The sequence below is a fragment of the Streptomyces paromomycinus genome, assembly GCF_003865155.1.
Lineage (GTDB): Bacteria > Actinomycetota > Actinomycetes > Streptomycetales > Streptomycetaceae > Streptomyces > Streptomyces chrestomyceticus.
Genome location: NZ_BHZD01000001.1, coordinates 3026197 through 3050991, shown reverse-complemented (window position 1 = coordinate 3050991; position 24795 = coordinate 3026197). Strand labels below are relative to the sequence as shown.

Genomic DNA, 24795 nt, shown 5'->3' with positions numbered 1-24795 from the left:
CCGTGCCGCCTTCCCCCGTCTGGTCCCGCCGGGGCTTCCTCGGCTTCTCCGGAGCGGGCGCGCTCGGCCTGGCGCTGACGCCCGCGCTCACCGGGCCGGCCGCCGCCGCGCGCACCGCCGACGGCGATCCGTACGAGACCCTGCGCCGCCGCTGGCTCGGCATCCAGCTCGGCACCGGCTTCGACCCCGCCGCCGAACCGTATGCCGCCCGCCTGAAGGAGACCGGCGAACTGGCCCGCGGCTTCCGCGCGGCCATGCGCCCGGCCGCCGGCTCGCTCTGGCCCGACAGCCCCTTCGATCCGCCGGCCGGCATCACCCGCAGCTACAGCCGCCTCGCCACCATGGCCCGCGCTCACGCCCAGCCCGGCACCGGCCTGACCGGGGACGCCGCCCTCGCCGCCGACGTCGTCAAGGGCCTGGACCATGTGCACGACACGGTCTACCACGCGGGTACGGCGCGCTACGGCAACTGGTGGGAGTGGCAGATTGGCAGCCCCCGCCTCCTCCTGGACACCGTCGCGATGCTGTACGAGCAGCTGGGGGCGGACCGGCGGACCCGGTACCTGGCCGCCGTCGACCACTTCGTCCCGGACAGCATGCTCGGCGACTACACCGGCACCAGCACCGGCGCCAACCGTGTCGACCTGTGCCGCGTCGTCGCGCTGCGCGGCATCCTCGGCGGCGCCCCGGCGAAGATCACGCTGGCCCGCGACGCGCTGTCCCCGGTCTTCCCGTACGTCACCAAGGGCGACGGCCTCTACGCCGACGGCTCCTTCGTCCAGCACACCTGGGTCGCCTACTCCGGCACCTACGGCTTCGTCCTGCTCGACGGACTCGGCCGCCTCTTCACCCTGCTCGCCGGGACCGACTGGGCCGTCACCGACCCGAAGCGCCAGATCATCTTCGACAGCGTGGCACACGCCTACGCCCCGCTGCTCTACAACGGCCTGATGATGGACAGCGTCAACGGACGCGCCGTCAGCCGCGGCTACCTGCGCGCCGACGAGCGCCGGGTGATGCGCGGCGACCACTTCCACGGACACGCCCTGGTCGCCGCCGTCGCCCTCCTGGCGGAGGCGGCCGCGCCTCAGGAGCGGGAGCACTGGCAGGCGATGGTCCGGGGCTGGATCCGGCGCGACACCAGCTATCCGGTGCTCGCCGACCGGCAGTACGAGATCGCCGACCTCGCCCGCCTCAAAGGGCTCGCGGACGACGGCGGCCCGGTCGCGCCGGAACCCGTCGCCCACCGGCTCTTCCCGGCCATGGACCGGGCCGTGCACCGCCGCCCCGGCTGGGCCGCCGGCCTGGCCATGGCCTCGGACCGCATCACGTACTACGAGAACGGCAACGGCGAGAACCCGCGCGGCTGGCACACCGGCGCCGGAATGCTCTACTGGTGGGGCCGGGACTTCGCGAACGACCAGTACACGGACGCCTTCTGGCCCACCGTCGACCCGTACCGCCTGCCCGGCACGACCGTCTCCGCCAAGCGGCTGGCCGACAACGAGGGCGGCGGCTGGGGTCTGCCCAAGCCCGCCGCGCGGTGGGTGGGCGGAACCACCGACGGCGAGTTCGCCGCGGTGGGGCAGGACGTGCGCGGCCTGTCCTCCACCCTGCGCGCCAAGAAGTCGTGGTTCTTCGCCGCGGACTGCGTGATCTGCCTGGGCGCGGGCATCACCTCCCGCGACGGCGTGCCCGCCGAGACGGTCGTGGACAACCGCAACCTGGGCGCGTCGGGGACACAGGCGCTGACCGTCGACGGCGTACGGCAGCCCGCGGCGCCCGGCCGTCCGCTGGCCTTCCCGCGCGCCCGCTGGATTCACCTGGCCGGGCACGGCGGGTACGTCTTCCCCCGCGTCCCCGGCGGCGGGGAAACGGTCCCGCACGCGCTGCGCGACACGCGGACGGGCGCGTGGAGCGACATCAACACCGGCGGCTCGCCCGACCCGTACACCCGCCGCTACCTGACCCTGTGGATCGATCACGGCACCGACCCGGCGGACGCCGCGTACGCGTACCTGCTGATGCCCGGGGCGGGCCCGCGCGCCCTCGCCGCCCGGGCCGCCGACCGCCACTGGCTGACCGTCCTCGCCAACACCGGCGAACGGCAGGCGGTCACCGTCCCCTCGCTCGGGCTGACCGCCGCCACCTTCTGGCAGGCCGGGTCGGCGGGCGGACTGACCGTCTCGGCGCCCGCGAGCGTGCTGCTGCGCGAGCGGCCGGCGCGGACCGTCCACGCCGGGCACAACAGCCGGACGGCGTCACTGTGCGTGGCCGAGCCGCCCCGTACCGGGAAGCCGTTCGAGGTGGTCTGGGACCGTCCGGTCCGCGCGGTGCTCGCCGCCGACCCTTCCGTCACGGTCCTGGCGACCGTCCCGGCACTCCGCCTGCGCGTCACCCCAGGCACCGCCTGCACCACCCGCACCTGCACGGTCGTGCCGCGCTGACCGGCCGTTCCCCCTGATCACGGCGGTGCGGACGGGCTGATCAAGGTGACCCGGCGCCCGTCAAGCAGCGGACTGCCACAATGCCGCGCGGTCACGTTTTGTCGGGCCCATACATACCGCTGGAGCCCTCCGGCGTGCGCACGGGGGCGGACGCGGGCCGCGTGCAGGAGGCTTCTGTCCTGCCTGCCCACCAAATCGCTTCCGACGTTGTACGAAACCGACATCGGTTCCGGAGGGTCCGGCCACGTACCGTCGATACATGACCACTGTCGAAGATGTGCCCGCCGAGGCGAACGACGCCCGCGGGCGGGTCGCCGAGCTGCACGCCATCCGCGAGCAGGCCCGGCGCGGCCCCAGCGAGCGGGCGACCGAGGCGCAGCACGCCAAGGGCAAGCTCACCGCGCGTGAGCGGATCGAGCTGCTGCTGGACGAGGGTTCCTTCCGGGAGGTGGAGCCGCTGCGGCGGCACCGGGCCACCGGATTCGGCCTGGAGGCCAAGAAGCCCTACACCGACGGTGTGATCACCGGCTGGGGCACCGTGCACGGCCGGACCGTGTTCGTCTACGCCCACGACTTCCGGATCTTCGGCGGCGCGCTGGGCGAGGCGCACGCCACGAAGATCCACAAGATCATGGACATGGCCATCGCGGCCGGTGCCCCGCTGGTCTCCCTCAACGACGGCGCCGGCGCCCGTATCCAGGAGGGCGTCTCGGCGCTGGCCGGGTACGGCGGCATCTTCCAGCGCAACACCAAGGCGTCCGGCGTCATCCCGCAGATCAGCGTGATGCTCGGCCCTTGCGCGGGCGGCGCGGCCTACAGCCCCGCCCTGACGGACTTCGTGTTCATGGTCCGCGAGACCTCGCAGATGTTCATCACCGGCCCGGACGTGGTGCGCGCGGTCACCGGCGAGGAGATCACCCAGAACGGCCTGGGCGGTGCCGATGTGCACGCCGAGACCTCGGGCGTGTGCCACTTCGCCTACGACGACGAGCAGACCTGCCTCGAAGAGGTCCGCTACCTGCTGTCCCTGCTGCCGTCGAACAACCGGGAGAACCCGCCGTCGGTGGCGTGCGAGGACCCCGCCGACCGCTCCGGCGACGCCCTGCTGGACGTGGTGCCGGCCGACGGCAACCGCCCCTACGACATGCGCACGGTCATCGAGGAGCTGGTCGACGACGGCGAGTTCCTGGAGGTCCACGAGCGCTGGGCCACCAACATCATCGTGGCGCTGGCCCGGATGGACGGCGAGGTCGTCGGCCTGGTCGCCAACCAGCCGCAGTCGCTGGCCGGCGTGCTGGACATCGAGGCGTCCGAGAAGGCCGCCCGCTTCGTGCAGATGTGCGACGCGTTCAACATCCCGATCGTCACGCTGCTGGACGTGCCCGGCTTCCTGCCCGGCGTCGACCAGGAGCACGGCGGCATCATCCGGCACGGCGCCAAGCTGCTGTACGCGTACTGCAACGCCACCGTGCCGCGGATCTCGGTGGTGCTGCGCAAGGCCTACGGCGGCGCCTACATCGTCATGGACTCGCAGTCCATCGGCGCGGACCTGACCTACGCCTGGCCCACCAACGAGATCGCGGTGATGGGCGCCGAGGGCGCCGCCAACGTCATCTTCCGCAAGCAGATCGCGGAGGCGGACGACCCCGAGGCGATGCGGGCGCGGATGGTCAAGGAGTACAAGTCCGAACTGATGCACCCGTACTACGCGGCCGAGCGCGGCCTGGTCGACGACGTGATCGACCCCGCCGAGACCCGCGAGGTGCTCATCCGCTCCCTGGACATGCTCCGCAACAAGCACGCGGACCTGCCCGCCCGCAAGCACGGCAACCCGCCCCAGTAGGGCGCGGCCGTCCGTCCCAGTGCGGCGGCCCCCGACCGACCGGCCCCCGACCGGACCTTTCGCAGACCGGAGAAACGACGTGACCACTCCCGTTCAGACCGGCCCCATCCGCGTGGAGAAGGGTGAGGCCAGCGAGGAGGAGCTGGCGGCGCTGACCGCCGTCCTGCTCGCCCGCGCCGCCCACCGCCCGGAGGCCGCCGTGCCGGGCCGCCGCCGCGCCACCGCCGCGCGCTGGCGCCGGCTGGAGCGCCAGCACGGCTTCCGCGGCGCCGGCAGCTGGCAGCGCTGAGCAGCAGGCCGTCCGGGCCCGGTACTCGCACCGAGTACCGGGCCCGACTGCTTTCTTCGCGGGTCGTACGCCGTTGCTGCGACGGCCGAAAGAAGGCGTAGGTTCACACCGACTCCGGGGCCGGGAGCTGTCCAATCCGTGATCCCCGTGCTGACATGCGCTCGTCATTGCGCTCCCGGCGTCCACCCCCGGGCCCCGGGAGCCGTCCGCAGGACGACCGGAAGGAAAGCCCATGTTCCGCACCCTGGGTGTCGGTGCCGCCGCGGCATCGCTGCTGCTCCTCGCCGGGTCGGCGTCCCCCGCCTCCGCACAGGCCTCGCCCCGGTACGGCGAAGAGGCGCCGCCGACCGGCCAGATCACCATCACGGTCGCCACCGTCAACGGCTCGGGCTGCCGACCAGGCAGCGCCGCGGTGGCCGTCGCGCCCGACAACACCGCGTTCACCGTGACGTACAGCGAATACCTCGCCCAGGCGGGCAAGGACAGCAGACCCACGGACTCCCGGAAGAACTGCCAGATCGCGCTGAACGTCCACGTCCCCCAGGGCTTCACCTACGCGATCGCCAAGGCCGACTACCGCGGCTACGCCCAGCTCGCGCCCGGCGCCGTCGGCCTGGAACAGGCGGGCTACTACTTCCAGGGCAGCTCCGAGACGGCCCGCAAGAGCCACCGCTTCACCGGTCCGTACGACGCCAACTGGCAGTCCTCGGACGAGACCGGGATCGACGCGCTGGTCTACGCCCCCTGCGGCGAGAAGCGTTACTTCAACATCAACACCGAGCTGCGGGTCGATGCCAAGGGCTCCGACCCCAAGCTGACCAGCTACATGGCGATGGACTCCACCGACGGCAGCATCAACACCAAGTACCACTTCGCGTGGAAGCAGTGCCCTAGGTAGCAGCCGCGTCGGCAGCAGTCCGTACGGCCACGGGGTCCGCGTGCACCGGTGTGCGCGGACCCTCCGGCTCCGCCGGGCCCTCCGGCCGCTCCGGCACCTTGAGGTACAGCGTCAGGACGGCGGAGACGACGTACAGCGCCGCGAAGACGAGCACGACCCCGGCCGGGCCGAGCGGGCCGAGGAAGACGCTGACGACGGCCGGCCCGACGAAGGCCGCGCCGCCCGCGCCCAGGTTGAGCAGGGCCATCGCACCGCCCTTGTGCTCCGGGGCGAGGGCCGGGATCAGGGCCGAGATGGGCACGAATCCGGCCAGCGTGATGCCGTACAGCATGCCCATGATGATCGCCACGGGGTAGTTGCCGCCGACGGCCTTCGGTACGAAGTAGAGGGTCAGCGTGGTGACCGCGCAGCCGAGGCCGCCGAACGAGGCGATGGTCCGCCGCCAGCCGATCCGGTCGCCGATCGCGCCGAAGAGCAGGTTGCACAGCACGTTGGTGCCGTAGATGACGGCCAGCAGGGTCAGCCAGCGGCCCTGCCCGAAGCCCAGCTCCGAGCCGAAGAAGGTCGGCAGGAAGACCAGGAAGCCGAACTCCGGCGCGGTGTTGATGACGCGTACGACACAGCCGACGGCGACTTTCGGGTGCGTCCACGCGATGGACAGGCTGGACAGCAGCGACTGCACCGGCCGCACCTCCGGCGGCGCCAGCCGCGCGAATCCGGTGCGCTCCCGGACGCCGAGCAGACAGCAGGCGCCGCCCAGGACGATGATGCCGAGCGCCACCCACAGGGTGCCGAACTGGCCGAACCAGGGGTTGGTGACCCCCGCGACGAGCGAGCCGAGGGTGGGCAGTCCGCCGGTGAAGGCGACGTAGAACCAGCCGACCGCGGTGCCCATCCGGGCCGTCGGCGCGGTCGCGGTGATCCACACGAGGAAGCCGAAGGCGAAGAGCGGGTAGCCGAAGCCGCGCAGACCGTAGAAGACCAGCATCAGCGGGTAGTTCTGCGGGCCCAGGGCGAAGGCCAGGAAGAGCACGTCGAAGACGACCCACACGGCCAGCCCCAGCTGCATCACCCGGCGCGGGCCCCACAGGTCGGACAGGGCGCCGGACAGCCAGGACGCGAGCATCACGGTCACGCCGTACGCGGTGATGACGTACGAGGCGTGCACCTCGGTGCCCGCGCCGTGGCCCGCCATGTACGGAGCGATGAAACCCGACTCGACGCCGTCGCCCACCATGAACAGCAGCACGCCGAGATAGCCGAGGACCAGCGGGCCCGGGATGCCGAGCCGGTCGGGGAGCGGGAGCTTCGGTGGGGCCATGGCCTGCCTCCGTGCGGTGTGGTGCGGTGCGGCGGTACGGGCGGTGGGGTGGGGGATGCGCTCCGGCGGCGCGGGTGTGATGTGAGCAGCATGAAACCTGTGAACTTCACATGCAAGGTGTGATGCAGGCTTTTCTCTGACGTCTTTCGCGCAACTTGAGCCGCCATTTACGCCAGAAGGGGTGACGGATATGTGATCGGGGTGTTAAATCCAACAGGGACGAAACAAAGGAGTGAGCCCGATGACCACCACCCCCGCCGCCGGCCCCGGACACGACCCCGGAACCTTCCGCGAGGACTGGCTGGAGGGCCTGGCCGACGCCTACGCCCGCACGGTGCGCCGGGTCCCGGACACGTTCGGGGTCGTCGGACGGCACGCGCCGCGCCCCGGCAAGGTCGCGGTCGTCATCGGGGGCGGCTCCGGCCACTACCCCGCCTTCGCCGGGCTCGTCGGCCCCGGCCTCGCCGACGCGGCGGCCGTCGGCGACGTCTTCGCCAGCCCCAGCGCCGAACAGGTCTACCGCACCGCGCGCGCGGCGGACGGCGGCGCCGGGGTCCTCTTCAGCTACGGCAACTACGCCGGGGACGTCATGCACTTCGGTCTCGCCGCGCGCCGCCTGGCCGCCGAAGGCACCGACGTCCGTACGGTACTGGTCACCGACGACGTCGCCAGCGGGCCGCCGCCCGTCGCGGGCCAGGAGGCCGACCCGTCCCGCGACCGGCGCGGGGTGGCCGGCGACTTCTTCGTCTTCAAGGTGGCCGGCGCGGCCGCCGAACGCGGCGACGACCTGGCGGGCGTTGCCCGCGCGGCCGAGCACGCCAACGCGATGACCCGCACCTTCGGCGCCGCGTTCGCCGGCTGTACGCTCCCGGGCGCCGGCGAGCCGCTGTTCACCGTCGACGCGGGCACCACCGAACTCGGCATGGGCATCCACGGCGAACCCGGCCTGCGCACCACCCGCCACCTGACCGCCGCCGAACTCGCCGACGAGCTGGTCGACAACCTCCTCCAGGAACTCCCCGAGCCGCCCGCCGGGAACGACGGCCGGGCCGCCGTCCTCCTCAACGGCCTGGGCCGCACCAAGTACGAGGAGATGTTCGTCGTCTATCGGCAGGTCAACCGCCGCCTGCGCGCCGCCGGGCTGCGCCCGCACCGCCCGGAGGTCGGTGAGTTCGTCACGTCCTTCGACATGGCGGGCGTCTCGCTGTCCGTCATGCTCCTCGACGACGAACTCGCCGCGCTCTACGACGCGCCCTGCGACACCCCCGCCTTCCGCAGCCTCCCGGGCGAGCACCCGGAGGCCGCCGACCAGCGCCCGTCCGCCCCCGCGCCGGCCACCACCGCCGCTGCCGCGTCCGCCCCCTCCGCCGCCGATCTCCCCGCCACCGCCGCCCTCCAGGCCGCCCTCGACCTGATCGCCGCCCACGAGGACGAGCTGGGCCGCCTCGACGCGGTGGCCGGGGACGGCGACCACGGCATCGGCATCGTCCGGGGCCTGCGCGCCGCCGTCGGCGCGGCCCGCGCGGCCGAACCGGGGCCGTCCGCCGACCCCCGCTCGGCGGGCGCCGCGCTGCTCGCCGCCGGTCTCGCCCTGGCCGACGCCTCGGGCGGCGCGTCCGGCGCCCTGTACGGCACGCTGCTCGCCGAGACCGGTGCCGTCCTCACCCGCGCCGACGGCTACTCCACCGCCCTGTTCGCGGACGCCGCCGACGCCGCGCAGCGGGCCGTCTCGGAACTGGGCGGCGCCCGGGTCGGTGACAAGACCCTGCTCGACGCGCTGGACCCGTTCCGTGCCGAACTCCACGCCCGCGCCGGCGAACCCCTGCCCGGCGCCTGGAAGGCGGCCGCCCAGTCCGCCACCCGCGCCGCGGCCGCCACCGCGAGCCTCACCCCGTCCCGCGGCCGCGCCGCCCGGATGGGCCCGCTGGGCCACGGCCACCCGGACGCCGGAGCGACGTCGCTGGCGCTGCTGCTCACCGCCACCGCCGACCACCTGAACCGGTAACCCGTCCGCCCCGCAGCGCGAAGCCCCCGCACCGAGAGGTACGGGGGCTTCGCGCGTGGTCGCCGTCGGCCGGGCCGGTCAGCGCAGGCGGGCCATGAGAGCGTGCTCGACCAGGGTGATCAGGGCGCTCTTGGCCTCGCTGCGGTGGCGGGCGTCGGTGGTGATGATCGGTGCGTCGGGTCCGATCTGGAGGGCCTCGCGGACTTCGTCGGGTGTGTACGGCTGGTGTCCGTCGAAGCCGTTGAGGGCGATGACGAAGGGCAGGCCGCTGTTCTCGAAGTAGTCGACCGCCGGGAAGCAGTCGGCGAGGCGGCGGGTGTCGACCAGGACGACGGCGCCGATGGCGCCGCGGACCAGGTCGTCCCACATGAACCAGAAGCGGTCCTGGCCCGGCGTACCGAAGAGGTACAGGATCAGGTCCTGGTCCAGGGTGATCCGGCCGAAGTCCATCGCCACGGTCGTCGTGGTCTTGTCCGGCGCGTGCGTGAGGTCGTCGATGCCGGCCGACGCCGAGGTCATCACGGCTTCGGTGCGCAGCGGGTTGATCTCTGAGACGGCCCCGACGAACGTGGTCTTGCCCACGCCGAAGCCGCCCGCCACCACGATCTTCGCGGAGGTGGTGGAGCGGGCTGCACCGCTAGAGCTTGCGAAGTCCACTGAGCACCCTTTCGAGCAGTGTCACATCTGGCTGTCCGCCGGCGGTCTCGTCCCCGCCGGGCTGATGGATGGCGACGAGTCCGGCCTCGGCCAGGTCGGCGACGAGGATTCGGGCGACGCCGAGGGGGATGGAGAGAAGGGCCGAGATCTCGGCCACTGACTTGATCTCGCGGCAGAGGTGGCAGATGCGCTGGTGCTCCGGCAACTGGCCCTGCAGCCTGGCCGGGTCGGCGGTCGTGCTGACCAGTGCCTCGATGGCGAGCTGGTAGCGCGGCCGGGTCCGGCCTCCGGTCATCGCGTACGGGCGCACGAGCGGGTTGTGCGCGCCCCCGGTGGGAGCCGACGGACCGGGCGCGCGCCGCTGGTGCTGCACCGGCCGGCTGCGGGGCGCCCGCGGCTGGTCGTACGGCGACGGCTCGTACGGCTGCCGGGAGTCGTACGGCTGCTGCTGGTAGGGCTGCCGGGACTGCGGCGGCTGGGGTGGCCGCTGCTGCCGGCGGCTGGGCGCGGAAGGGAAGTTGAAGCGGTTGTGATGGTGCTCGCCCTGGGGCCCGGACTGCTGTCCGGGACCGTACGGGTATCCGCTCGGGGGCGTTGCCACGTTTCCTCCTTCAACTTGCCAATCTGACGCCGGTCGCGCCACCGCACCCTATGGCGCGGTGGCGGGAAACGCACTGCCTGTCTGCTAGTTGAGAAGGCTGCCCTGCAGTTCCGCGCGCAGGTCGGGCGTCAGCACGGTGCCCGCGCGGTCGACCAGCAGGGCCATCTCGTAACCGACGAGGCCGATGTCGCACTCGGGGTGCGCCAGTACGGCCAGCGACGATCCGTCGGAGACGGACATGATGAAGAGGAAGCCGCGCTCCATCTCCACCACGGTCTGATTGACACTCCCGCCTTCGAAGATGCGGGAGGCGCCGGAGGTCAGCGAGGTGAGGCCGGAGGCCACCGCCGCCAACTGATCGGCTCTGTCCCGAGGGAAGCCCTCGGACATGGCGAGGAGGAGACCGTCCGCGGAGACCACGACCGTGTGGGACACACCGGGGGTGTTGTCCACGAAGTTGGTGATCAACCAGTTCAGGTTCTGCGCCGCCTGGCTCATCGGGCTCACACTAACGCTCCTGATCGTAGGTGCTGCCGGGGCCGAAGCCCTGTTGGTCATTCTGGGGGACCTCCGATTGGTCCGTGCCCACGTTGCGTCCCTGCTGGACCCCGCGCCGCAGGTTGCTCAGCCGGCCGCGGACGTCCTCCGGAGCACGGGAGACCTGCGGGCCGCCCTGCGGGCTCTGCTCCGCGGTGCCCTCGACCAGGTTGGCCTTGGGCACCCGCCGGGGCAGACCGGAGGAGGTGACTCCGCCCGCCTTCGGCTCCCGCAGCCGCTCCGCCCGCTGCCAGCGCTCGTCGTTGGCCGAGCGCCACTCGGAGTCGTCCGTACCGGCCTCCGGCGCGTTCCCCTGCGGGGCGGCCGCCGGTTCCTCCTGGGCACGGGGCCTGGAGGACGCCTCCTCGAACGGCTGCCACTGCTGCTGCGGAGCCTGCGGCTTGCCGGCGGCTCCGCGGCGCGGAAGGCCGGCGTCGGTCAGCGGCGGTGTGCCGTTCGGGGTGGGGTCCGGTCGGTCGAATGCTACGCGTTCCGGACCGTCCGCGGGAGCGGGCCGCTGATTCCGGTCGGATTCCGGTTGGCCGCCGAAGTAGCCGGTGTCCGCTCCGTTTTCGGGCCCGCCGTCCTGCTGCCGCGACTCGAACGGGGCGTACGACTGCTGGCCGACGGCCTCGTCGTGACCGACTTCGGCAAGTCCCTGGCCCTGCGGTGACGGGTCGCCGTAGAGGCCCTGCGCCGGTTCCGCATATGCCTGGCCGGGGTGGTTCCCGTAGCCCGCGCCGTGCTGCTGGGCCGGGTCCTGGAACAGCGCCGGGTTCGGGAACTGGCCCGTGTCCTGGAACTGGTCCGGGCCCTGGGCCTGGGACGGGTCCTGGAACTGCGCCTGGTCGCCGAACTGCGCCTGGTCCTGGAACTGCGTCTGGTCCTGGAACGGCGGCGCCGACGGGTCCTGGTACGGGCCCGGCGTCTGCCCGGGGTGGTGCGGCTGGGTGCCCGCGCCGCCGGCCTGCGCCTCCAGCGCCGCCCGGCGCTCCTCGCGCATCAGCGAGCGGTTGACCGGGTCGAGCCGCGCGGCGCCGCCGTGCTGCCCGTGGCTCAGGCCCAGCTCGTCGAAGCCCAGCTCGGCGGCGGAGCGGCCGTCGCTCTGGTACGCGCCCTGCTGGTGCTCGGGCACGATGCGGGAGACGGTGAAGTCGTCGTCGTAGCCGCCCTCCTCCTCGCCGCCACCGCCGTGCGTGATGGGCTCGGGGAGCATGACCAGGGAGGTGGTGCCAGCCTGCTCGCCGGAGGGGCGCAGCTGGACGCGGATGCCGTGCCGGTCGGCGAGCCGGCCGACCACGAACAGGCCCATGCGCTGGGAGACCGAGGCGTCCACGGTCGGCGGGTTGGCCAGCTTGTGGTTGATGTCCGCGAAGTCCTCGGGGGTGAGCCCGATGCCCTTGTCGTGGATCTCGATCATGACGCGGCCGTCCGGCAGCCGGGTGGCGGCGACCCGCACCTTGGTCTGCGGCGAGGAGAACGTGGTGGCGTTCTCCAGCAGCTCGGAGAGCAGGTGCACGAGGTCGGTCACGGCGGTGCCGTGGATGTCGCCGTCCGGCACGCCGGACAGTTCTATTCGCTCGTACGCCTCGACCTCGGACGTCGCCGCGCGCAGCACGTCGATCAGCGGCACCGGCTGGTTCCAGCGGCGGCCCGGCTCCTCGCCCGCGAGGATGAGGAGGTTCTCGCCGTTGCGCCTCATACGGGTGGCCAGGTGGTCCATCCGGAAGAGGCTCTCCAGCTGGTCCGGGTCGGCCTCGTTGTTCTCCAGCTCGGTGATCAGGGTGAGCTGACGTTCGATCAGGCCCTGGTTGCGCTGCGAGAGGTTGGTGAAGATCGCGTTGACGTTGCCGCGCAGCAGCGCCTGTTCGGCGGCGAGCCGGACGGCCTCGCGGTGCACCTGGTCGAAGGCGCGGGCGACCTCGCCGATCTCGTCGGTGGTGTGGATCGGGATGGGCTGCACCCGGGTGTCGACGCGGCCCGGGTCCGTACGGGAGAGCTGGTCGACCAGGGTGGGCAGCCGCTGCTCGGCGATGCCGAAGGCGGCGGTGCGCAGCCGGCGCATGTTGCGGCTCATCCGGCGCGCCATCATGCCGGCCACCAGGAAGGCGACGACCAGCGCGGCGATCACGATCGCGGAGTCGGTGAAGGTGGACTGCCGGGCGTCCGAGGAGATCGCGGCCGCCTCGTCCACCGCCTTGTCGGCGAGGTCCTTCTCGATGGCCCGGTACATGTCGAACGTGCCGGTGGCCGCGGTGAACCAGCTCTCCGGGGTGATGCCCTGCGCGGCGAGCTGCTGCGGCGAGGCGCCGGAGGCGATGGCGGTGGCCATCGCGTCGAAGGACGGCGACGCCTCGCTCCGCTTCTTCAGCTTGGCGGCGTCGTCCTTGAGCCGCTGCACGTCCTCGGGGGTACCGCCGGAGGTGTACTCGCCGATGGCGATGTTCTCCAGGTACTTGTACGAGGCGAACGCGGTCAGCTGCTTCTTGTGCTCCTTGCCGCCCTGCGGGGACGCGGGGTCGACCAGCAGGTGCGTACCGATGGAGCGGTTGAGCGACTCGGCGGCCTTGGCCAGCGAGACGGCGTAGACCGTACGGCCGTAGGAGGTGATGTTGCCGGTGCCCAGGCCCAGCTCGTTGGCGAACTCCATCAGCGGGTGCTGGATGGCGACGTAGCCCTCTTCGGTGCGTACACCGGGCAGCTGCGGCGTGTACGCGGCCTCGCGCAGCTTCGTCAGGCCGGGCTCGGCCTTCTGGAAGGCGGCGAGGCGGCGCTTGAGGCCCTCCTTGGCGGGCATCTCCTTGACCGCGGCGTGGAACGCGCCGGCGGCGGTGTCGGTGGCCCCGCGGGCCTCGCTCACCGCGGGGTCGTCCCGCTTGCCGGCCAGCAGCGGCTCGGCGGTACGGTCGCGCTCGTCGATGAGGGCGTGGCTGTAGGCCGCCGCGGCGCGTACCAGCTTGGCGGTGGCCTCGGCGTCCTGGGCCTCCTGCCAGGTCTCGACGGAGGCGTTGACCCGCAGGCCGCCGAAGACCAGGGCGACGAGTACGGGGATCAGCAGGATCGCGTTGAGGCGGGTGGCCACCCGCCAGTTGCGCGGCGAGAACCGTCCGCCGCTCACGGGGGCGGTGGCGACCGGGCTCTCGGCCGCGCCGGGGGCCGGTGCCGCGCTGTGCGACGGTGGCGTGAAGTTGCCCCGCCGCGGTTCCTGCGGCTCGGGGCCCGACTTGCTTCGCCTCACTCGACCAACAACCTCTCGGCGCCGGCACTGCACCCTTTAGCGCTGTGCCGTTTTCTTCAGGGCGTCACTACTCCGGAGTTCAGCGAATTTCAGCACGTCAGGACCGTGCGTTCCAAACACTGGGCAAAGGGGCGGCGGCGCGCTGAGCACGTCAGATAAAAGGGGCGTTAAGGGCGAGGGGCGGCAAAAGGCGGGAGAAATGTGAGCGCAGCGGAGCCGCGTGTGCGCGCCGGGTGTCGGCGGCGGGTGAATTCTCTGTCGAAACGTTATGAACACGGCTGGCGGCGTGGCCAAGGACACAGATCCATCGGCGCCGTACGGGAACCGCCGCCGACCCGCGCCTTTCCGGCGCCGCGCGGCACCGGAAAGGACTGTCATTGCCCGAGGCAACTTACTTTCGGGCGGGGCGACTTGCCCGCGTCACTTCAGGCGGGCCATGAGAGCGTGCTCGACCAGCGTGATGAGAGCGCTCTTGGCCTCGCTGCGGTGGCGGGCGTCGGTGGTGATGATCGGTGCGTCGGGTCCGATCTGGAGGGCCTCGCGGACTTCGTCGGGTGTGTACGGCTGGTGTCCGTCGAAGCCGTTGAGGGCGATGACGAAGGGCAGGCCGCTGTTCTCGAAGTAGTCGACCGCGGCGAAGCAGTCGGCGAGGCGGCGGGTGTCGACCAGGACGACGGCGCCGATGGCGCCGCGGACCAGGTCGTCCCACATGAACCAGAAGCGGTCCTGGCCCGGCGTACCGAAGAGGTACAGGATCAGGTCCTGGTCCAGGGTGATCCGGCCGAAGTCCATCGCCACCGTGGTGGTGGTCTTGTCCTGGACGTGGCTCAGGTCGTCGATCCCCGCCGAGGCGGAGGTCATCACGGCCTCCGTACGCAGCGGGTTGATCTCCGAGACGGCCCCGACGAACGTGGTCTTGCCCACGCCGAAGCCGCCCGCCACCACGATCTTCGCCGAGGTGGTGGACCTGCCGCCCTGAGCGGCGGCAGCCGCGGTGCCGTCAGAGCTTGCGAAGTCCACTGAGCACCCTTTCCAGCAGCGTCACGTCGGGCGTACCGCCGGCCTCGCCACTGCCGCCCGGCTGGTGGATCGCCACCATGCCGGCCTCCGCCAGGTCCGCGACCAGAATCCGGGCCACCCCCAGCGGAATGTGCAGCAGCGCCGAGATCTCGGCGACCGACTTCACCTCGCGGGTCAGATGGCAGATGCGCTGGTGCTCCGGCAGCAGGCCGGGCAGCTGGGACGGGTCGGCGGTCGTGCTGACCAGCGCCTCGATGGCGAGCTGGTAGCGCGGCCGGGTCCGTCCCCCGGTCATGGCGTACGGGCGGACCAGCGGCTGGTCACCTTCGCCCCCGTACGGCGCTTGGCTGTAGGCGCCGTACGGGCCGGGCGAGGCAGGTGGCGGGGTCATGGGGTCCTCCGGACGGGACAACTGACTGTCGTCGGGTTGGGCCGGTGGGGGGTGCGGCACGGTGGTCGGTGGGTCGGGTCGTGACGTTCGGCGGGACTCAGTGCAGCAGGCTGCCCTGGAGCTCGGCGCGCAGGTCGGGCGTCAGCACGGTGCCCGCGCGGTCGACCAGCAGGGCCATCTCGTAACCGACGAGGCCGATGTCGCACTCGGGGTGCGCCAGTACGGCCAGCGACGATCCGTCGGAGACGGACATGATGAAGAGGAAGCCGCGCTCCATCTCCACCACGGTCTGATTGACCACGCCGCCCTCGAAGATGCGGGACGCACCGGAGGTCAGCGAGGTCAGCCCCGAGGCCACCGCCGCCAACTGGTCGGCGCGGTCGCGGGGGAAACCGTCGGACATGGCGAGGAGCAGTCCGTCCGCGGAGACCACCACCGTGTGGGACACCCCCGGGGTGTTGTCCACGAAGTTGGTGATCAACCAGTTCAGATTCTGCGCCGCCTGGCTCATCGGACTCAACTAACGCTCCTGCTGGTGAGTGGGGTCGACAATGCCGTGGTTGCCGGTGGAGGCGTTCTCCTCGGCCCGGTAACGGCCTTGCTGGATACCCCGACGAAGATTGGTCAGACGGCCGCGCACGTCGTCGGGCGCACGCGAGACCTGCGGACCGGTCTGGTTCGACTGCTGCTGCGCGGTGCCGGCGACCAGGTTGGCGCGCGGCACCCGGCGGGGCAGTCCGGAGGTGGTGACGCCGCCCGCGGCGGGCTGGCGGATCTGCTCCGCCTGCCGCCAGCGCTCGTCGTTGGGCGAGGCACGCCACTGGCTCTGCTCACCCTGGGCACGGCCGTCGGCGGCCGCACCGTCGAAGAGCGAGCCGGACGTACCGGCGGACGCGCCGCCGGCGGCGGCACCGGGCTCGCGGCGCGGCAGCGGCGGCGCCTCGGAGTGCTCCGCCGACGGAGCCGAGGGCTCGTCGGCCGCCTGCTGCGGCACACCGGCCGCACCGGACGCCGGGTGGCTGAACCAGTTCGACTCGATGGTGTCGAAGATCGGCGTACGACCGTCACCGGGACCGGCGGGCGAACCGCCGCCGAGCAGGTCACCGGTGCCGCCGTCCTGGCGCTGCCGCTCCTGCGGCGGCACCGCGAACTCGCCGGTGCCCTGCGGCGACCCGTTCTGCAGGTCGGCGGGGAGGGCGAACTCGCCGGTGGTTCCGGCGTCCTGCTGCTGCGCGCCGCCGCCGAAAGCACTCCCGCCCGCGAAGGCGTTGCCCGCGGCCGCGTCGTAACCGTTGTTCCCGTACGAGGTGTCGCCGTACTCGCCGAAGCCGCGCCCGTCGTCCGGGCGGGTGAACTGCCCGGTGTCGCCGGTGCCCTGCGGCGACTCGCCGCGCAGGTCGGCAGGCAGCTCGTACTGACCGGTCGCCTGGTCGTCGCGCTGCGGCGCGCCGGCACCGAAGGCGTCGGTACGGGCGGGCTCGCCGGTGTCGCCGGCGCCGCGGCCGGCCCGGTCGGCGTCCGCGCCGGGCGGCGGGGCGTCGAAGTCGGGACGGGCGAACTCCGCCGTGTCACCGGGGCCGCCGGCCGCCGGGCGGGCGAAGCCGCCGGTGGTCTCCGGCTCCTCGTGGCCGCGCGGCCGGTCCTGCTCCTGGCGGGGCGTCATCGGCCAGTCGTCCGAGGCGCCGCGCTCACGGCGGGCACCCCAGGTCGTGGTGTTCGGCTGCGACGGACCGGCGGTGGCGTCCGCGCCGCCGGTCAGCTCACCGGCCGCGCCGCGCTGCGGAAGCTCCGGGCGCTCGTCACGGCGGGGCGCGCCCGTCGGGGGAGCGACCGTCGGCATCTGCGAGGTGTCACCGGCACCGGCACCGGCGCCCGTGTTCGCACCGGCCGGCGCGCCACGGGTCGGCAGCGCCGGACGCCCGTCGCTCAGCTGACCGGTGTTCGGGGTGCTCTTGGAGGGTCCGGCGGGCGGGTTGCCCGTACGGCCGGCCGGCGCGCCGAACGCGCCGGCGCCCGGTCCGCCCTGGCCACCCGGACCGCCGCGGCCCGGCAGCGCCGGACGCGCGCCGCCCGCGCCGACCTGGCCGCGCGGCTGGAGACCGGCGAGGCGGTTGGCGGAGGCGTTCGGGGTGTGGGGTGCCGGGGCGCCCTCGACGGAACCGGCACCCGGCCCGCCCTTGCCGCCCGGCTGGGGCTTCTTGCCGCCCTGGGCGACGTCGACCGGCAGCATGACCAGCGCCGTCGTACCGCCCGAGTCGGACGGCCGCAGCTGGATGCGGATGCCGTGCCGCAGCGACAGGCGGCCGACCACGAACAGACCCATGCGGCGGGAGACCGAGACGTCCACCGTCGGCGGGCTGGCCAGTCGCTCGTTGATCGCGGAGAGGTCCTCGGGGGACAGGCCGATACCGGTGTCGTGGATCTCGACCAGCACGCGGCCGTCGGGCAGCGCGTGACCGGTCACCTTGACCTTGGTCTGCGGGGAGGAGAACGAGGTCGCGTTCTCCAGCAGCTCGGCGAGCAGGTGCACGAGGTCGTTGACGACCCGGCCGGCGACCTCGGTCTGCGGTACGGCGCTCAGCTCGATGCGCTCGTACTGCTCCACCTCGGACGCGGCGGCGCGCAGCACGTCGACCAGCGGGACCGGGCGCGTCCAGCGGCGGCCCGGCTCCTCGCCCGCGAGGACGAGGAGGTTCTCACCGTTACGGCGCATACGGGTCGCGAGGTGGTCCAGCTTGAACAGCGAGGAGAGCTGGTCCGGGTCGGCCTCGCGGGACTCCAGTTCGGAGATGAGCGAGAGCTGACGCTGGATGAGGCCCTGGCTGCGGCGCGAGAGGTTGGTGAACATCGCGTTGACGTTGCCCCGCAGCAGCGCCTGCTCGGACGCCAGCCGGACGGCTTCGCGGTGCACGTCGTCGAAGGCCGCGGCCACCTTGCCGATCTCGTCCCGGCTGTGCACGCCGACGGACTCCACGGAGGTGTCCACGTCCTGCGGGTCCGCCTCGGAGAGCTGCTTGACCAGCTCGGGCAGGCGCTCCTGGGAGACCTTCTGCGCGGTGTCCTGGAGCCGGCGCAGCGAGCGCACCATGGACCGGGACACGACGAACGCGCCGACCAGCGAGATGCCGAGGACGAGCAGGATCAGCGCACCGCTGAGGATGGCCTCCTGCGTCGCCTCGTTGCGCAGTTCGCGGGACTTCTGCTCCATCTGCGAGAGCAGCGAGCTCTCGATACGGCCCATCTCGTCGATCTTGACGGTGTCCGTGTCGTACCAGTCGAGGTACTTGTAGTCCTCGCTGTGGATACCGCCGTCGCTGGCGAAGGCGCGGTGCGCGAAGGCGACGGCCGCCTTGATGTCGTCGTTGTTGCCGTCCAGACCCTTGGTGAGGTCGGTGGCGCCGGTGTAGATCTGCGAGAAGCGGTCGCGGGCCGCCTTCTCGTTGTCCTCGGCGGTACGGCCGGCCAGCCGGTCGTTGGAGGACAGCTGCGGGCTGCCCTTGTGCGCGAGGCCGGCACTGACCAGCGCGCGCTGCATCGACGCGTATTCCTTGGCGGAGGAGAACGCCGCGAGCGCACGGGTGCTGCGGATCATCTCCGGGTTGCTGGTCGCCTGCGCCATGTCCTGGGAGAGCGCGAGCAGCGAGGTGATCAGCTGGTTGTAGCTGCTGACCGTACGGGCGGCGTTGTCGCTGTCCTTGTACGCGTTGTTGCGGATCTCGTTGAGGGTGTTGAGCTGGCGCCCGATGTCCAGCAGGGTCGCCTGGACGCCGGCCATCGTCGGGTCGTCGCGCTGGACGTCACCGGTGGCCTTGTTGAACGCCTGCTTGGCCCGGTCGGTCGCCTCACGCGGGGCGACGACACTGGCGTCGTCCTTGACGTTGCCGGTGCCGGCGATCGGGCCCGCCGACTTGTCCCGCTCCGTCTGGAGGGCGTCGGCCAGCTCGGTGGCCTGCCGCGTCATCTCGGTGAGCAGCTGCATCTTGTCGAGCTGGTCGATGTTCTCCAGCGACGTGTTGATGCGCATGCCGCCCAGCGTGGTCGCGGCGATGACGGGGAGCGCGAGCAGGGAGACCAGGCGGGTGCTGATGCGCCAGTTGCGCATGGCTATTCGCGCGCCGGGGCCGCTCGGCTCCTTGGCGCCCTTCGGCGGCTTGGGCGAGGCGCCGTCGGCGGAGTCACCCCCGGCCGCCGGGCCGGGGCCCTGGCCATGCTGGGGCGAGGCGGCGCGGTCGCTTCCGCCGCGCAGCTCCGGGTCCGCCGCAGCTTCCCCTTGGCCCTGGCGGGCCTGGGGAGACCCGTCCCTCTTGAAACGTCCCTGCACTAGCGTCGCAACCTCTGGACCAGGCGTCCCTCCGCGTGAACGGCGGGACGGTTGTCGAGTCGTAGGGGACCGGGGCCCCCGTTTGGCGGTCGTGAGTGACCGGCGAGCTGCCCTCTCTGGCCGAGAGAGCGGCACCACCGCGCGGCGCTTCGCTGCGCCCCCTGCGCGCCGTCCGGCTGAAACCTGCGGCGGTCCGTGGAATTCCAGCACAGTGCCGGATCTCCAACAAGGGCGGTGCCGCCCCCTGTGACATGCGTGACGCAATGTACGGAACACGTCACAACACGTAGAGAGTGGCACTGTCGATAACGGACTAATGCCCGCGAGTCGCTCGCGGGCACCTCCTGTCCCAGGTGCGGTGATCGGGGGCGGAACATGGGCTTCGATCCAGCAATGTCCGTTTCGCCCCTGGATGTTGATCATGGGAATTGCGGCATTTGTCACACACTTCGTGAGCAAACTCACAGGCCGCGTGTCGACTTTCCCGGAGCCGCGCGGGGAATAGCGCGCATAGCCTGACGCTTTACACAGTTGCCCGAAATGACAAGGCCGCAATCCTCCTGACGCGGGGAAACGGCCTTGCTCCCCGACCCCACGCGAGGCATGAAGCAGTGAAGACCACGATGATGTTCCGCAACATAGCCAACCCGCGGCGCACCACCCTCGCCCACCTCAAGGACGCCGACGACCTCCAGAGCGCCGCGCCCGAGGCCCCGGAACACGCCGTGGAGCTGCCCACCCAGACCGCCAACCCCCGCCGCACCGTCCTCATGGACGCCCCCGCGCCGCAGACCGTCCCCGCGCAGGCCGCCGCCGCGCCGGACACGGCCGCCTGACCCCGGGGCAAGCGGGCCCGCCGCGCCCCCCGCGATAGCCTGGAGTGTCAACTCCGGCCAGTGATCTATGAGGGGCAGCGGCAACCCGTGCGCATCGCCAGATTCTCCATCGACGGCAACGTCGGCTTCGGCGTCCTCGACGGCGACGACATCGACGTCATCAAGGGACACCCCTTCGCGGAATTCGAGCGCTCGGGTCACAAGGTCCCCCTCGACAAGGTCCGCCTGCTGCCCCCGGTCCTGCCCAACAAGGTCGTCGCGGTCGGCCGCAACTACGCCGAACACGCGCGCGAGCTGGGCAACGAGGTCCCGGATGTGCCGGTCACCTTCTTCAAGCCCTCCACCTCGGTGGTCGGCCCCGGCGACCCCGTCGTGTATCCCTCCTTCTCCCAGGAGGTCCACCACGAGGCCGAGCTCGCCGTCGTCATCGGCCGCATGTGCCGCGAGGTCCCCCGCGAGCGCGCCAAGGACGTCATCCTCGGCTACACCTGCGCCAACGACATCACCGCGCGCGACGTGCAGAAGCGCGAGGCGCAGTGGGCGCGGGCCAAGGGCTTCGACACCTCCTGCCCGCTCGGCCCCTGGGTCGAGACGGAGCTGGACCCCAGCGACCTGACGATCATGTGCACCGTCAACGGCGAACAGCGCCAGCTCGGCCGCACCAGCGAGATGGTCCGCTCCGTCGAGGACCTGATCGTGCACATCACCGAGGCGATGACGCTGCTCCCCGGCGACGTCGTCCTCACGGGCACCCCGGCCGGGGTCGGCCCCCTCCAGGACGGCGACGAGGTCGCCGTCCACATCGAAGGCATCGGCACTCTCACCAACAAGGTGATCAAGCGTGGCTAACGCGACCCCCGTCCGCGTCCGTTTCTGTCCCTCCCCGACCGGCAACCCCCACGTGGGCCTGGTCCGCACCGCCCTGTTCAACTGGGCCTACGCCCGCCACGAGCAGGGCACCATGGTCTTCCGCATCGAGGACACCGACGCGGCCCGCGACTCCGAGGAGTCCTACAACCAGCTCCTGGACTCGATGCGCTGGCTGGGCCTGGACTGGGACGAGGGCCCCGAGATCGGCGGCCCCCACGCGCCGTACCGGCAGTCGCAGCGCATGGACCTCTACAAGGAGATCGCGCAGAAGCTGCTGGACGCCGGCCACGCGTACAAGTGCTACTGCTCCACCGAGGAGCTGGACGCCCGCCGCGAGGCCGCCCGCGCCGCCGGCAAGCCCTCCGGTTACGACGGCAAGTGCCGCGTCCTGACCGCCGACGAGATCACCGCGTACGAGGCCGAGGGCCGCGAGCCGATCGTCCGCTTCCGGATGCCGGACGAGCCGATCACCTTCACGGACCTGGTCCGCGGCGAACTGACCTTCACCCCGGAGAACGTCCCGGACTACGGCATCCTCCGCGCCAACGGTGCCCCCCTCTACACCCTGGTCAACCCGGTCGACGACGCCCTGATGGAGATCACCCACGTCCTGCGCGGCGAGGACCTGCTCTCCTCCACCCCCCGCCAGGTGGCCCTCTACAAGGCCCTGATCGAGCTGGGCGTCGCCAAGTACGTCCCCCACTTCGGTCACCTCCCCTACGTCATGGGCGAGGGCAACAAAAAACTCTCGAAGCGCGACCCGCAGGCGTCCCTCAACCTCTACCGCGAGCGCGGTTTCCTCCCCGAGGGCCTCCTCAACTACCTCTCCCTCCTCGGCTGGTCCTTCTCCGCCGACCAGGACGTCTTCTCCATCGAGGAGATGGTCGCGGCCTTCGACATCGCCGACGTCAACGCCAACCCGGCCCGCTTCGACCTGAAGAAGGCCGAGGCGATCAACGCCGACCACATCCGCCGCCTGGACGTGAAGGCCTTCGCCGAGGCCTGCCGCCCCTGGCTCCAGGCCCCCCACGCCAACTGGGACCCGGCCGACTTCGACGAGGCGGCCTGGCAGGCCATCGCCCCGCACGCGCAGACCCGCCTCACGGTCCTCTCCGACATCACCGCCAACGTCGACTTCCTGTTCCGCAAGGAGCCGGTCGAGGACGAGGCGTCCTGGACCAAGGCGATGAAGGGCGACCCGGTGGCGCTGCTCACCACGGCTCGCGAGAAGCTGACCGGCGCCGACTGGTCCAGCCCCGACTCCCTCAAGGAGGCCGTCCTGGCCGCCGGCGAGGCCCACGGCCTCAAGCTCGGCAAGGCCCAGGCCCCGGTCCGCGTGGCCGTCACGGGCCGCACGGTCGGCCTCCCCCTCTTCGAGTCCCTGGAAATCCTGGGCAAGGAGCGCACGCTGGCCCGCATCGACGCGGCGCTGGCGAAGCTGGGCGCGTAACGCGGAGGCTTGACGCCGTACGCCGAAAGGGCGGTCACCGGGTGCCGGTGGCCGCCCTTCGTGCGTTTCGGGCCCGGCTCACGCGGCCACGAGATCGATGACGTTGATCACGACGTGCGTGTTGGACACCACGTACTGGATGAAGCCGCCCTCGAAGGTGGCCGACCAGCTGTTGTCCCGATGGCTCTTGGCAGGCGCGCCGAACGGATTCAGGCTGAGCTGTTTCTCCAGCTCCTCCAAGGAGGCCCGTTGCGCGGTGCCCAGGGCCGCCTTGCACCGCGCGGCACGGCCCGCATACCTGATGACGTAAGCGGTCACGGACACCTGCCGACGTCGATCGGATTGTTCTCGGCGTCGTACGCGTTGCCCTCGGCGTCCCGGAAGACCATGCCTTCCGTGTCCCCCTCCGCCAGGCGCTTGGCCATCTGCTCCACCTGGTCCAAGTAGCCGGGCGTCGCGCACGCGCAAGCGAAGGGGAACCACTTGTCGACCACCCGGTCCAGCTCCGCCCGGTCGAACTCCGCCGCCGCGCTGAGCCAGTCCTGCTCGAAGTACTGCAACCACTCCGGTCGCCGCTGCAACGCCGTACGGATGGCGTCCGGGGTCCGCTCGCAGGCGTCCCGATCCACTTCGATCTCGCTGTCCATGGCCGGCGACCTCCGGTGCGTATAGGCAGGGCGGGACTCACGGTAGGCGGCGCCGGGGCGCGCATCCAGGAAATCCGGGCTGCCGCGCCCCGACGGACGCATCATGACCGGCGACGGTCGAACCGGACCGTCCGGCCCGGCCTTCATGCCCCCGGCCAGACGACGCTCCCGAGACTCCCCGGCCGCATCGACACGAACCGTGCCGCCCCCTCCGGCGCCGCCACCGACATCCGGAAGCCGCCGCCCACGGCGGCGACATCCGCCCGCCCGTCCTCGTAGGCGAGCCCCCAGGCGGCGACCCGAGCGTCCCGCAGGCCGCAGATGCCGAACTCCTCGACGACGGCGAAGAGGCGGGGGGCGGTGGCGTCGACCAGGTCCTGGACCTCTTGGCCGAAGCCGTCAGGTGGGTCGGGGAGGGGCGGGGGTGGGGATACGGTGGTCATGTGAAGTCTCCTGCCTATGGGCGAAGTTGCGGAGCTGTTGGTGAGGAGACTAGGGCGGTTGCTGGTATGCAAACCATCGATTGTTTGGATTCTGTACCGGAACCACTCCTGTGAGTGAAAGGCAGAAGGTATTGGTCCGTGCCAAGGTTCCGCCGACGGTCAAACAGCGTCGGCTTGGGGCTGAGCTGCGCCGTCTCCGGGAGCACGCAGACCTGTCCGCAACCCGTGCCGGGGAGCTGTTCGGTGCCCCGCAATCGCGCATCAGCAACATCGAGGCAGGCAGCTACGCGGTCAGCGCGGACCGTGTCAGGGCGTTGGCCCGGCTCTACGAATGCTCGGACGATGCCCTTGTCGAGGCGCTGGCCGCGATGACTGGTGGCCGTACGCGCGGCTGGTGGGATGAATACCGTGAGTTGCTTCCTGCGGCGCTGGTCGAGGTCGCCGAGTTCGAACGCGAGGCCACAGCAGTGCGGGTGGCTGTGCTCGTGGCGATGCCCGGACTCCTGCAGTCCGCCGAACATATCCGTGCCGCGTACAGCCAGAACGTGCCTGCGTTGCGCCCATTCGAGATCGAACACCGCACTGCGTTCCGCATCAGGCGCCAAGGCGTCCTGCACGGAGAACCTCCGTTGCCCTACACCGCGATCATCCACGAAGCTGCCCTGCGGATGGGGATCGGCGGGACGGACGTCGTGCGCGCGCAGCTTCGGCATCTCATGGACATGGGGGAGTACGAGCACATCACGATCCAGGTCATCCCGTTCGGGCGGGCGGATTTTCCCGCAGCGGGCGGCCAGCCGGTCACCTACGTGGGCGGGCCCGTACCTCAACTGGACACCGACCACGGTCTGGAGATTCTTCACGCGGAGGACCAGCTCGCCCGCTACCGGGAAGTGCTGGACCGCATGAGTCGGTGTGCACTCGACTCCGCCGAGAGCCGCAACTTCATCCACAAGATCGCGAAGAGTCTGTGAGGCCCCG

General features: G+C 71.7%; 21 protein-coding genes. 9 read left to right on the top strand and 12 right to left on the bottom strand.

What is annotated here, in order from left to right:
* Positions 1-2 precede the first annotated feature (2 nt).
* From OEIGOIKO_RS12320 to OEIGOIKO_RS12305, 4 genes are all read left to right on the top strand, one after another.
* The gene (locus tag OEIGOIKO_RS12320; protein ID WP_125054069.1) at positions 3-2447 is read left to right on the top strand and encodes a polysaccharide lyase 8 family protein; all 2445 of its coding nucleotides are present in this window, start codon (positions 3-5) and stop codon (positions 2445-2447) included.
* A 259-nt stretch (positions 2448-2706) separates the two neighbouring features.
* On the top strand, positions 2707-4290 hold the full coding sequence (locus tag OEIGOIKO_RS12315; protein ID WP_031004483.1) for an acyl-CoA carboxylase subunit beta: 1584 nt from the start codon (positions 2707-2709) through the stop codon (positions 4288-4290).
* A gap of 79 nt (positions 4291-4369) precedes the next feature.
* Positions 4370-4579, top strand: coding sequence for an acyl-CoA carboxylase epsilon subunit (locus OEIGOIKO_RS12310; RefSeq protein ID WP_125054068.1), 210 nt, complete (start codon positions 4370-4372; stop codon positions 4577-4579).
* 232 nt (positions 4580-4811) lie between these two features.
* On the top strand, positions 4812-5477 hold the full coding sequence (locus OEIGOIKO_RS12305; protein ID WP_125054067.1) for a DUF4360 domain-containing protein: 666 nt from the start codon (positions 4812-4814) through the stop codon (positions 5475-5477).
* Here OEIGOIKO_RS12305 and OEIGOIKO_RS12300 read toward each other — a convergent pair.
* On the bottom strand, positions 5470-6798 hold the full coding sequence (locus OEIGOIKO_RS12300) for an MFS transporter (protein ID WP_246177319.1): 1329 nt from the start codon (positions 6796-6798) through the stop codon (positions 5470-5472). The two genes, OEIGOIKO_RS12305 and OEIGOIKO_RS12300, sit on opposite strands and share 8 nt — an antisense overlap.
* A gap of 241 nt (positions 6799-7039) precedes the next feature.
* Between OEIGOIKO_RS12300 and OEIGOIKO_RS12295 the strand changes: the two genes are divergently transcribed.
* Positions 7040-8803 (top strand): dihydroxyacetone kinase family protein, encoded by a 1764-nt coding sequence (locus OEIGOIKO_RS12295; RefSeq protein WP_125054066.1) that lies wholly within the window; start codon positions 7040-7042, stop codon positions 8801-8803.
* Between the two features lie 78 nt (positions 8804-8881).
* On the opposite strand, the gene OEIGOIKO_RS12290 is transcribed toward OEIGOIKO_RS12295, so the two are convergent.
* The 8 genes from OEIGOIKO_RS12290 to OEIGOIKO_RS12255 all read right to left on the bottom strand — a co-directional run bounded on the left by OEIGOIKO_RS12290 (position 8882) and on the right by OEIGOIKO_RS12255 (position 19568).
* Complete coding sequence (locus OEIGOIKO_RS12290) at positions 8882-9460, bottom strand: GTP-binding protein (RefSeq protein WP_073447656.1); 579 nt, start codon at positions 9458-9460, stop codon at positions 8882-8884.
* Complete coding sequence (locus OEIGOIKO_RS12285) at positions 9441-10061, bottom strand: DUF742 domain-containing protein (protein ID WP_125054065.1); 621 nt, start codon at positions 10059-10061, stop codon at positions 9441-9443. The genes OEIGOIKO_RS12290 and OEIGOIKO_RS12285 overlap by 20 nt, the downstream gene beginning before the upstream one ends.
* 84 nt (positions 10062-10145) lie before the next feature.
* Positions 10146-10559: a roadblock/LC7 domain-containing protein gene (locus tag OEIGOIKO_RS12280; protein ID WP_018087204.1), complete on the bottom strand. Its 414-nt coding sequence runs from the start codon at positions 10557-10559 to the stop codon at positions 10146-10148.
* 10 nt (positions 10560-10569) lie between these two features.
* Complete coding sequence (locus OEIGOIKO_RS12275; RefSeq protein ID WP_125054064.1) at positions 10570-13836, bottom strand: sensor histidine kinase; 3267 nt, start codon at positions 13834-13836, stop codon at positions 10570-10572.
* Between the two features lie 420 nt (positions 13837-14256).
* Positions 14257-14856: a GTP-binding protein gene (locus tag OEIGOIKO_RS12270; protein WP_125054063.1), complete on the bottom strand. Its 600-nt coding sequence runs from the start codon at positions 14854-14856 to the stop codon at positions 14257-14259.
* On the bottom strand, positions 14837-15247 hold the full coding sequence (locus OEIGOIKO_RS12265; protein WP_030018343.1) for a DUF742 domain-containing protein: 411 nt from the start codon (positions 15245-15247) through the stop codon (positions 14837-14839). The genes OEIGOIKO_RS12270 and OEIGOIKO_RS12265 overlap by 20 nt, the downstream gene beginning before the upstream one ends.
* Before the next feature lie 97 nt (positions 15248-15344).
* Positions 15345-15758 carry a roadblock/LC7 domain-containing protein gene (locus OEIGOIKO_RS12260; protein ID WP_030018344.1) on the bottom strand — a complete coding sequence of 138 codons (414 nt, stop codon included), beginning with the start codon at positions 15756-15758 and terminating at the stop codon, positions 15345-15347.
* 9 nt (positions 15759-15767) lie between these two features.
* Positions 15768-19568: a sensor histidine kinase gene (locus tag OEIGOIKO_RS12255; protein ID WP_125054062.1), complete on the bottom strand. Its 3801-nt coding sequence runs from the start codon at positions 19566-19568 to the stop codon at positions 15768-15770.
* Positions 19569-20179: 611 nt separating this feature from the next.
* Here OEIGOIKO_RS12255 and OEIGOIKO_RS12250 point away from each other — a divergent pair.
* From OEIGOIKO_RS12250 to gltX, 3 genes are all read left to right on the top strand, one after another.
* Positions 20180-20404 (top strand): hypothetical protein, encoded by a 225-nt coding sequence (locus tag OEIGOIKO_RS12250; RefSeq protein WP_125054061.1) that lies wholly within the window; start codon positions 20180-20182, stop codon positions 20402-20404.
* Positions 20405-20491: 87 nt separating this feature from the next.
* Positions 20492-21253, top strand: a complete 762-nt coding sequence (locus OEIGOIKO_RS12245; protein WP_030018347.1) for a fumarylacetoacetate hydrolase family protein — start codon at positions 20492-20494, stop codon at positions 21251-21253.
* Positions 21246-22724: a glutamate--tRNA ligase gene (gltX, locus tag OEIGOIKO_RS12240; protein ID WP_125054060.1), complete on the top strand. Its 1479-nt coding sequence runs from the start codon at positions 21246-21248 to the stop codon at positions 22722-22724. The genes OEIGOIKO_RS12245 and gltX overlap by 8 nt, the downstream gene beginning before the upstream one ends.
* Before the next feature lie 78 nt (positions 22725-22802).
* Here the strand turns inward: gltX and OEIGOIKO_RS12235 are convergent, their stop codons facing one another.
* The 3 genes from OEIGOIKO_RS12235 to OEIGOIKO_RS12225 form a co-directional block, all read right to left on the bottom strand.
* Entirely contained in the window at positions 22803-23042 is a 240-nt protein-coding gene (locus tag OEIGOIKO_RS12235) for a hypothetical protein (RefSeq protein WP_125054059.1), read from the bottom strand.
* Positions 23039-23371, bottom strand: a complete 333-nt coding sequence (locus tag OEIGOIKO_RS12230; RefSeq protein WP_125054058.1) for a DUF6247 family protein — start codon at positions 23369-23371, stop codon at positions 23039-23041. Before OEIGOIKO_RS12230 ends, OEIGOIKO_RS12235 begins: the two co-directional genes overlap by 4 nt.
* Positions 23372-23514: 143 nt before the next feature.
* Positions 23515-23814 carry a hypothetical protein gene (locus OEIGOIKO_RS12225; RefSeq protein WP_125054057.1) on the bottom strand — a complete coding sequence of 100 codons (300 nt, stop codon included), beginning with the start codon at positions 23812-23814 and terminating at the stop codon, positions 23515-23517.
* 110 nt (positions 23815-23924) lie between these two features.
* Here OEIGOIKO_RS12225 and OEIGOIKO_RS12220 point away from each other — a divergent pair, with 110 nt between their 5' ends.
* The gene (locus OEIGOIKO_RS12220; protein WP_246177318.1) at positions 23925-24788 is read left to right on the top strand and encodes a helix-turn-helix domain-containing protein; all 864 of its coding nucleotides are present in this window, start codon (positions 23925-23927) and stop codon (positions 24786-24788) included.
* Positions 24789-24795: the final 7 nt, after the last annotated feature.

Excerpts from the sequence above, each read along its gene's own strand:
- OEIGOIKO_RS12225 (WP_125054057.1), bottom strand. The coding sequence starts at position 23,814 with ATGACCACCGTATCCCCACCCCCGCCCCTCCCCGACCCACCTGACGGC.
- OEIGOIKO_RS12230 (WP_125054058.1), bottom strand. The coding sequence starts at position 23,371 with ATGGACAGCGAGATCGAAGTGGATCGGGACGCCTGCGAGCGGACCCCG.
- OEIGOIKO_RS12265 (WP_030018343.1), bottom strand. The coding sequence starts at position 15,247 with ATGACCCCGCCACCTGCCTCGCCCGGCCCGTACGGCGCCTACAGCCAA.
- OEIGOIKO_RS12280 (WP_018087204.1), bottom strand. The coding sequence starts at position 10,559 with ATGAGCCAGGCGGCGCAGAACCTGAACTGGTTGATCACCAACTTCGTG.
- OEIGOIKO_RS12300 (WP_246177319.1), bottom strand. The coding sequence starts at position 6,798 with ATGGCCCCACCGAAGCTCCCGCTCCCCGACCGGCTCGGCATCCCGGGC.
- OEIGOIKO_RS12305 (WP_125054067.1), top strand. The coding sequence starts at position 4,812 with ATGTTCCGCACCCTGGGTGTCGGTGCCGCCGCGGCATCGCTGCTGCTC.
- OEIGOIKO_RS12315 (WP_031004483.1), top strand. The coding sequence starts at position 2,707 with ATGACCACTGTCGAAGATGTGCCCGCCGAGGCGAACGACGCCCGCGGG.
- OEIGOIKO_RS12295 (WP_125054066.1), top strand. The coding sequence starts at position 7,040 with ATGACCACCACCCCCGCCGCCGGCCCCGGACACGACCCCGGAACCTTC.
- OEIGOIKO_RS12260 (WP_030018344.1), bottom strand. The coding sequence starts at position 15,758 with ATGAGCCAGGCGGCGCAGAATCTGAACTGGTTGATCACCAACTTCGTG.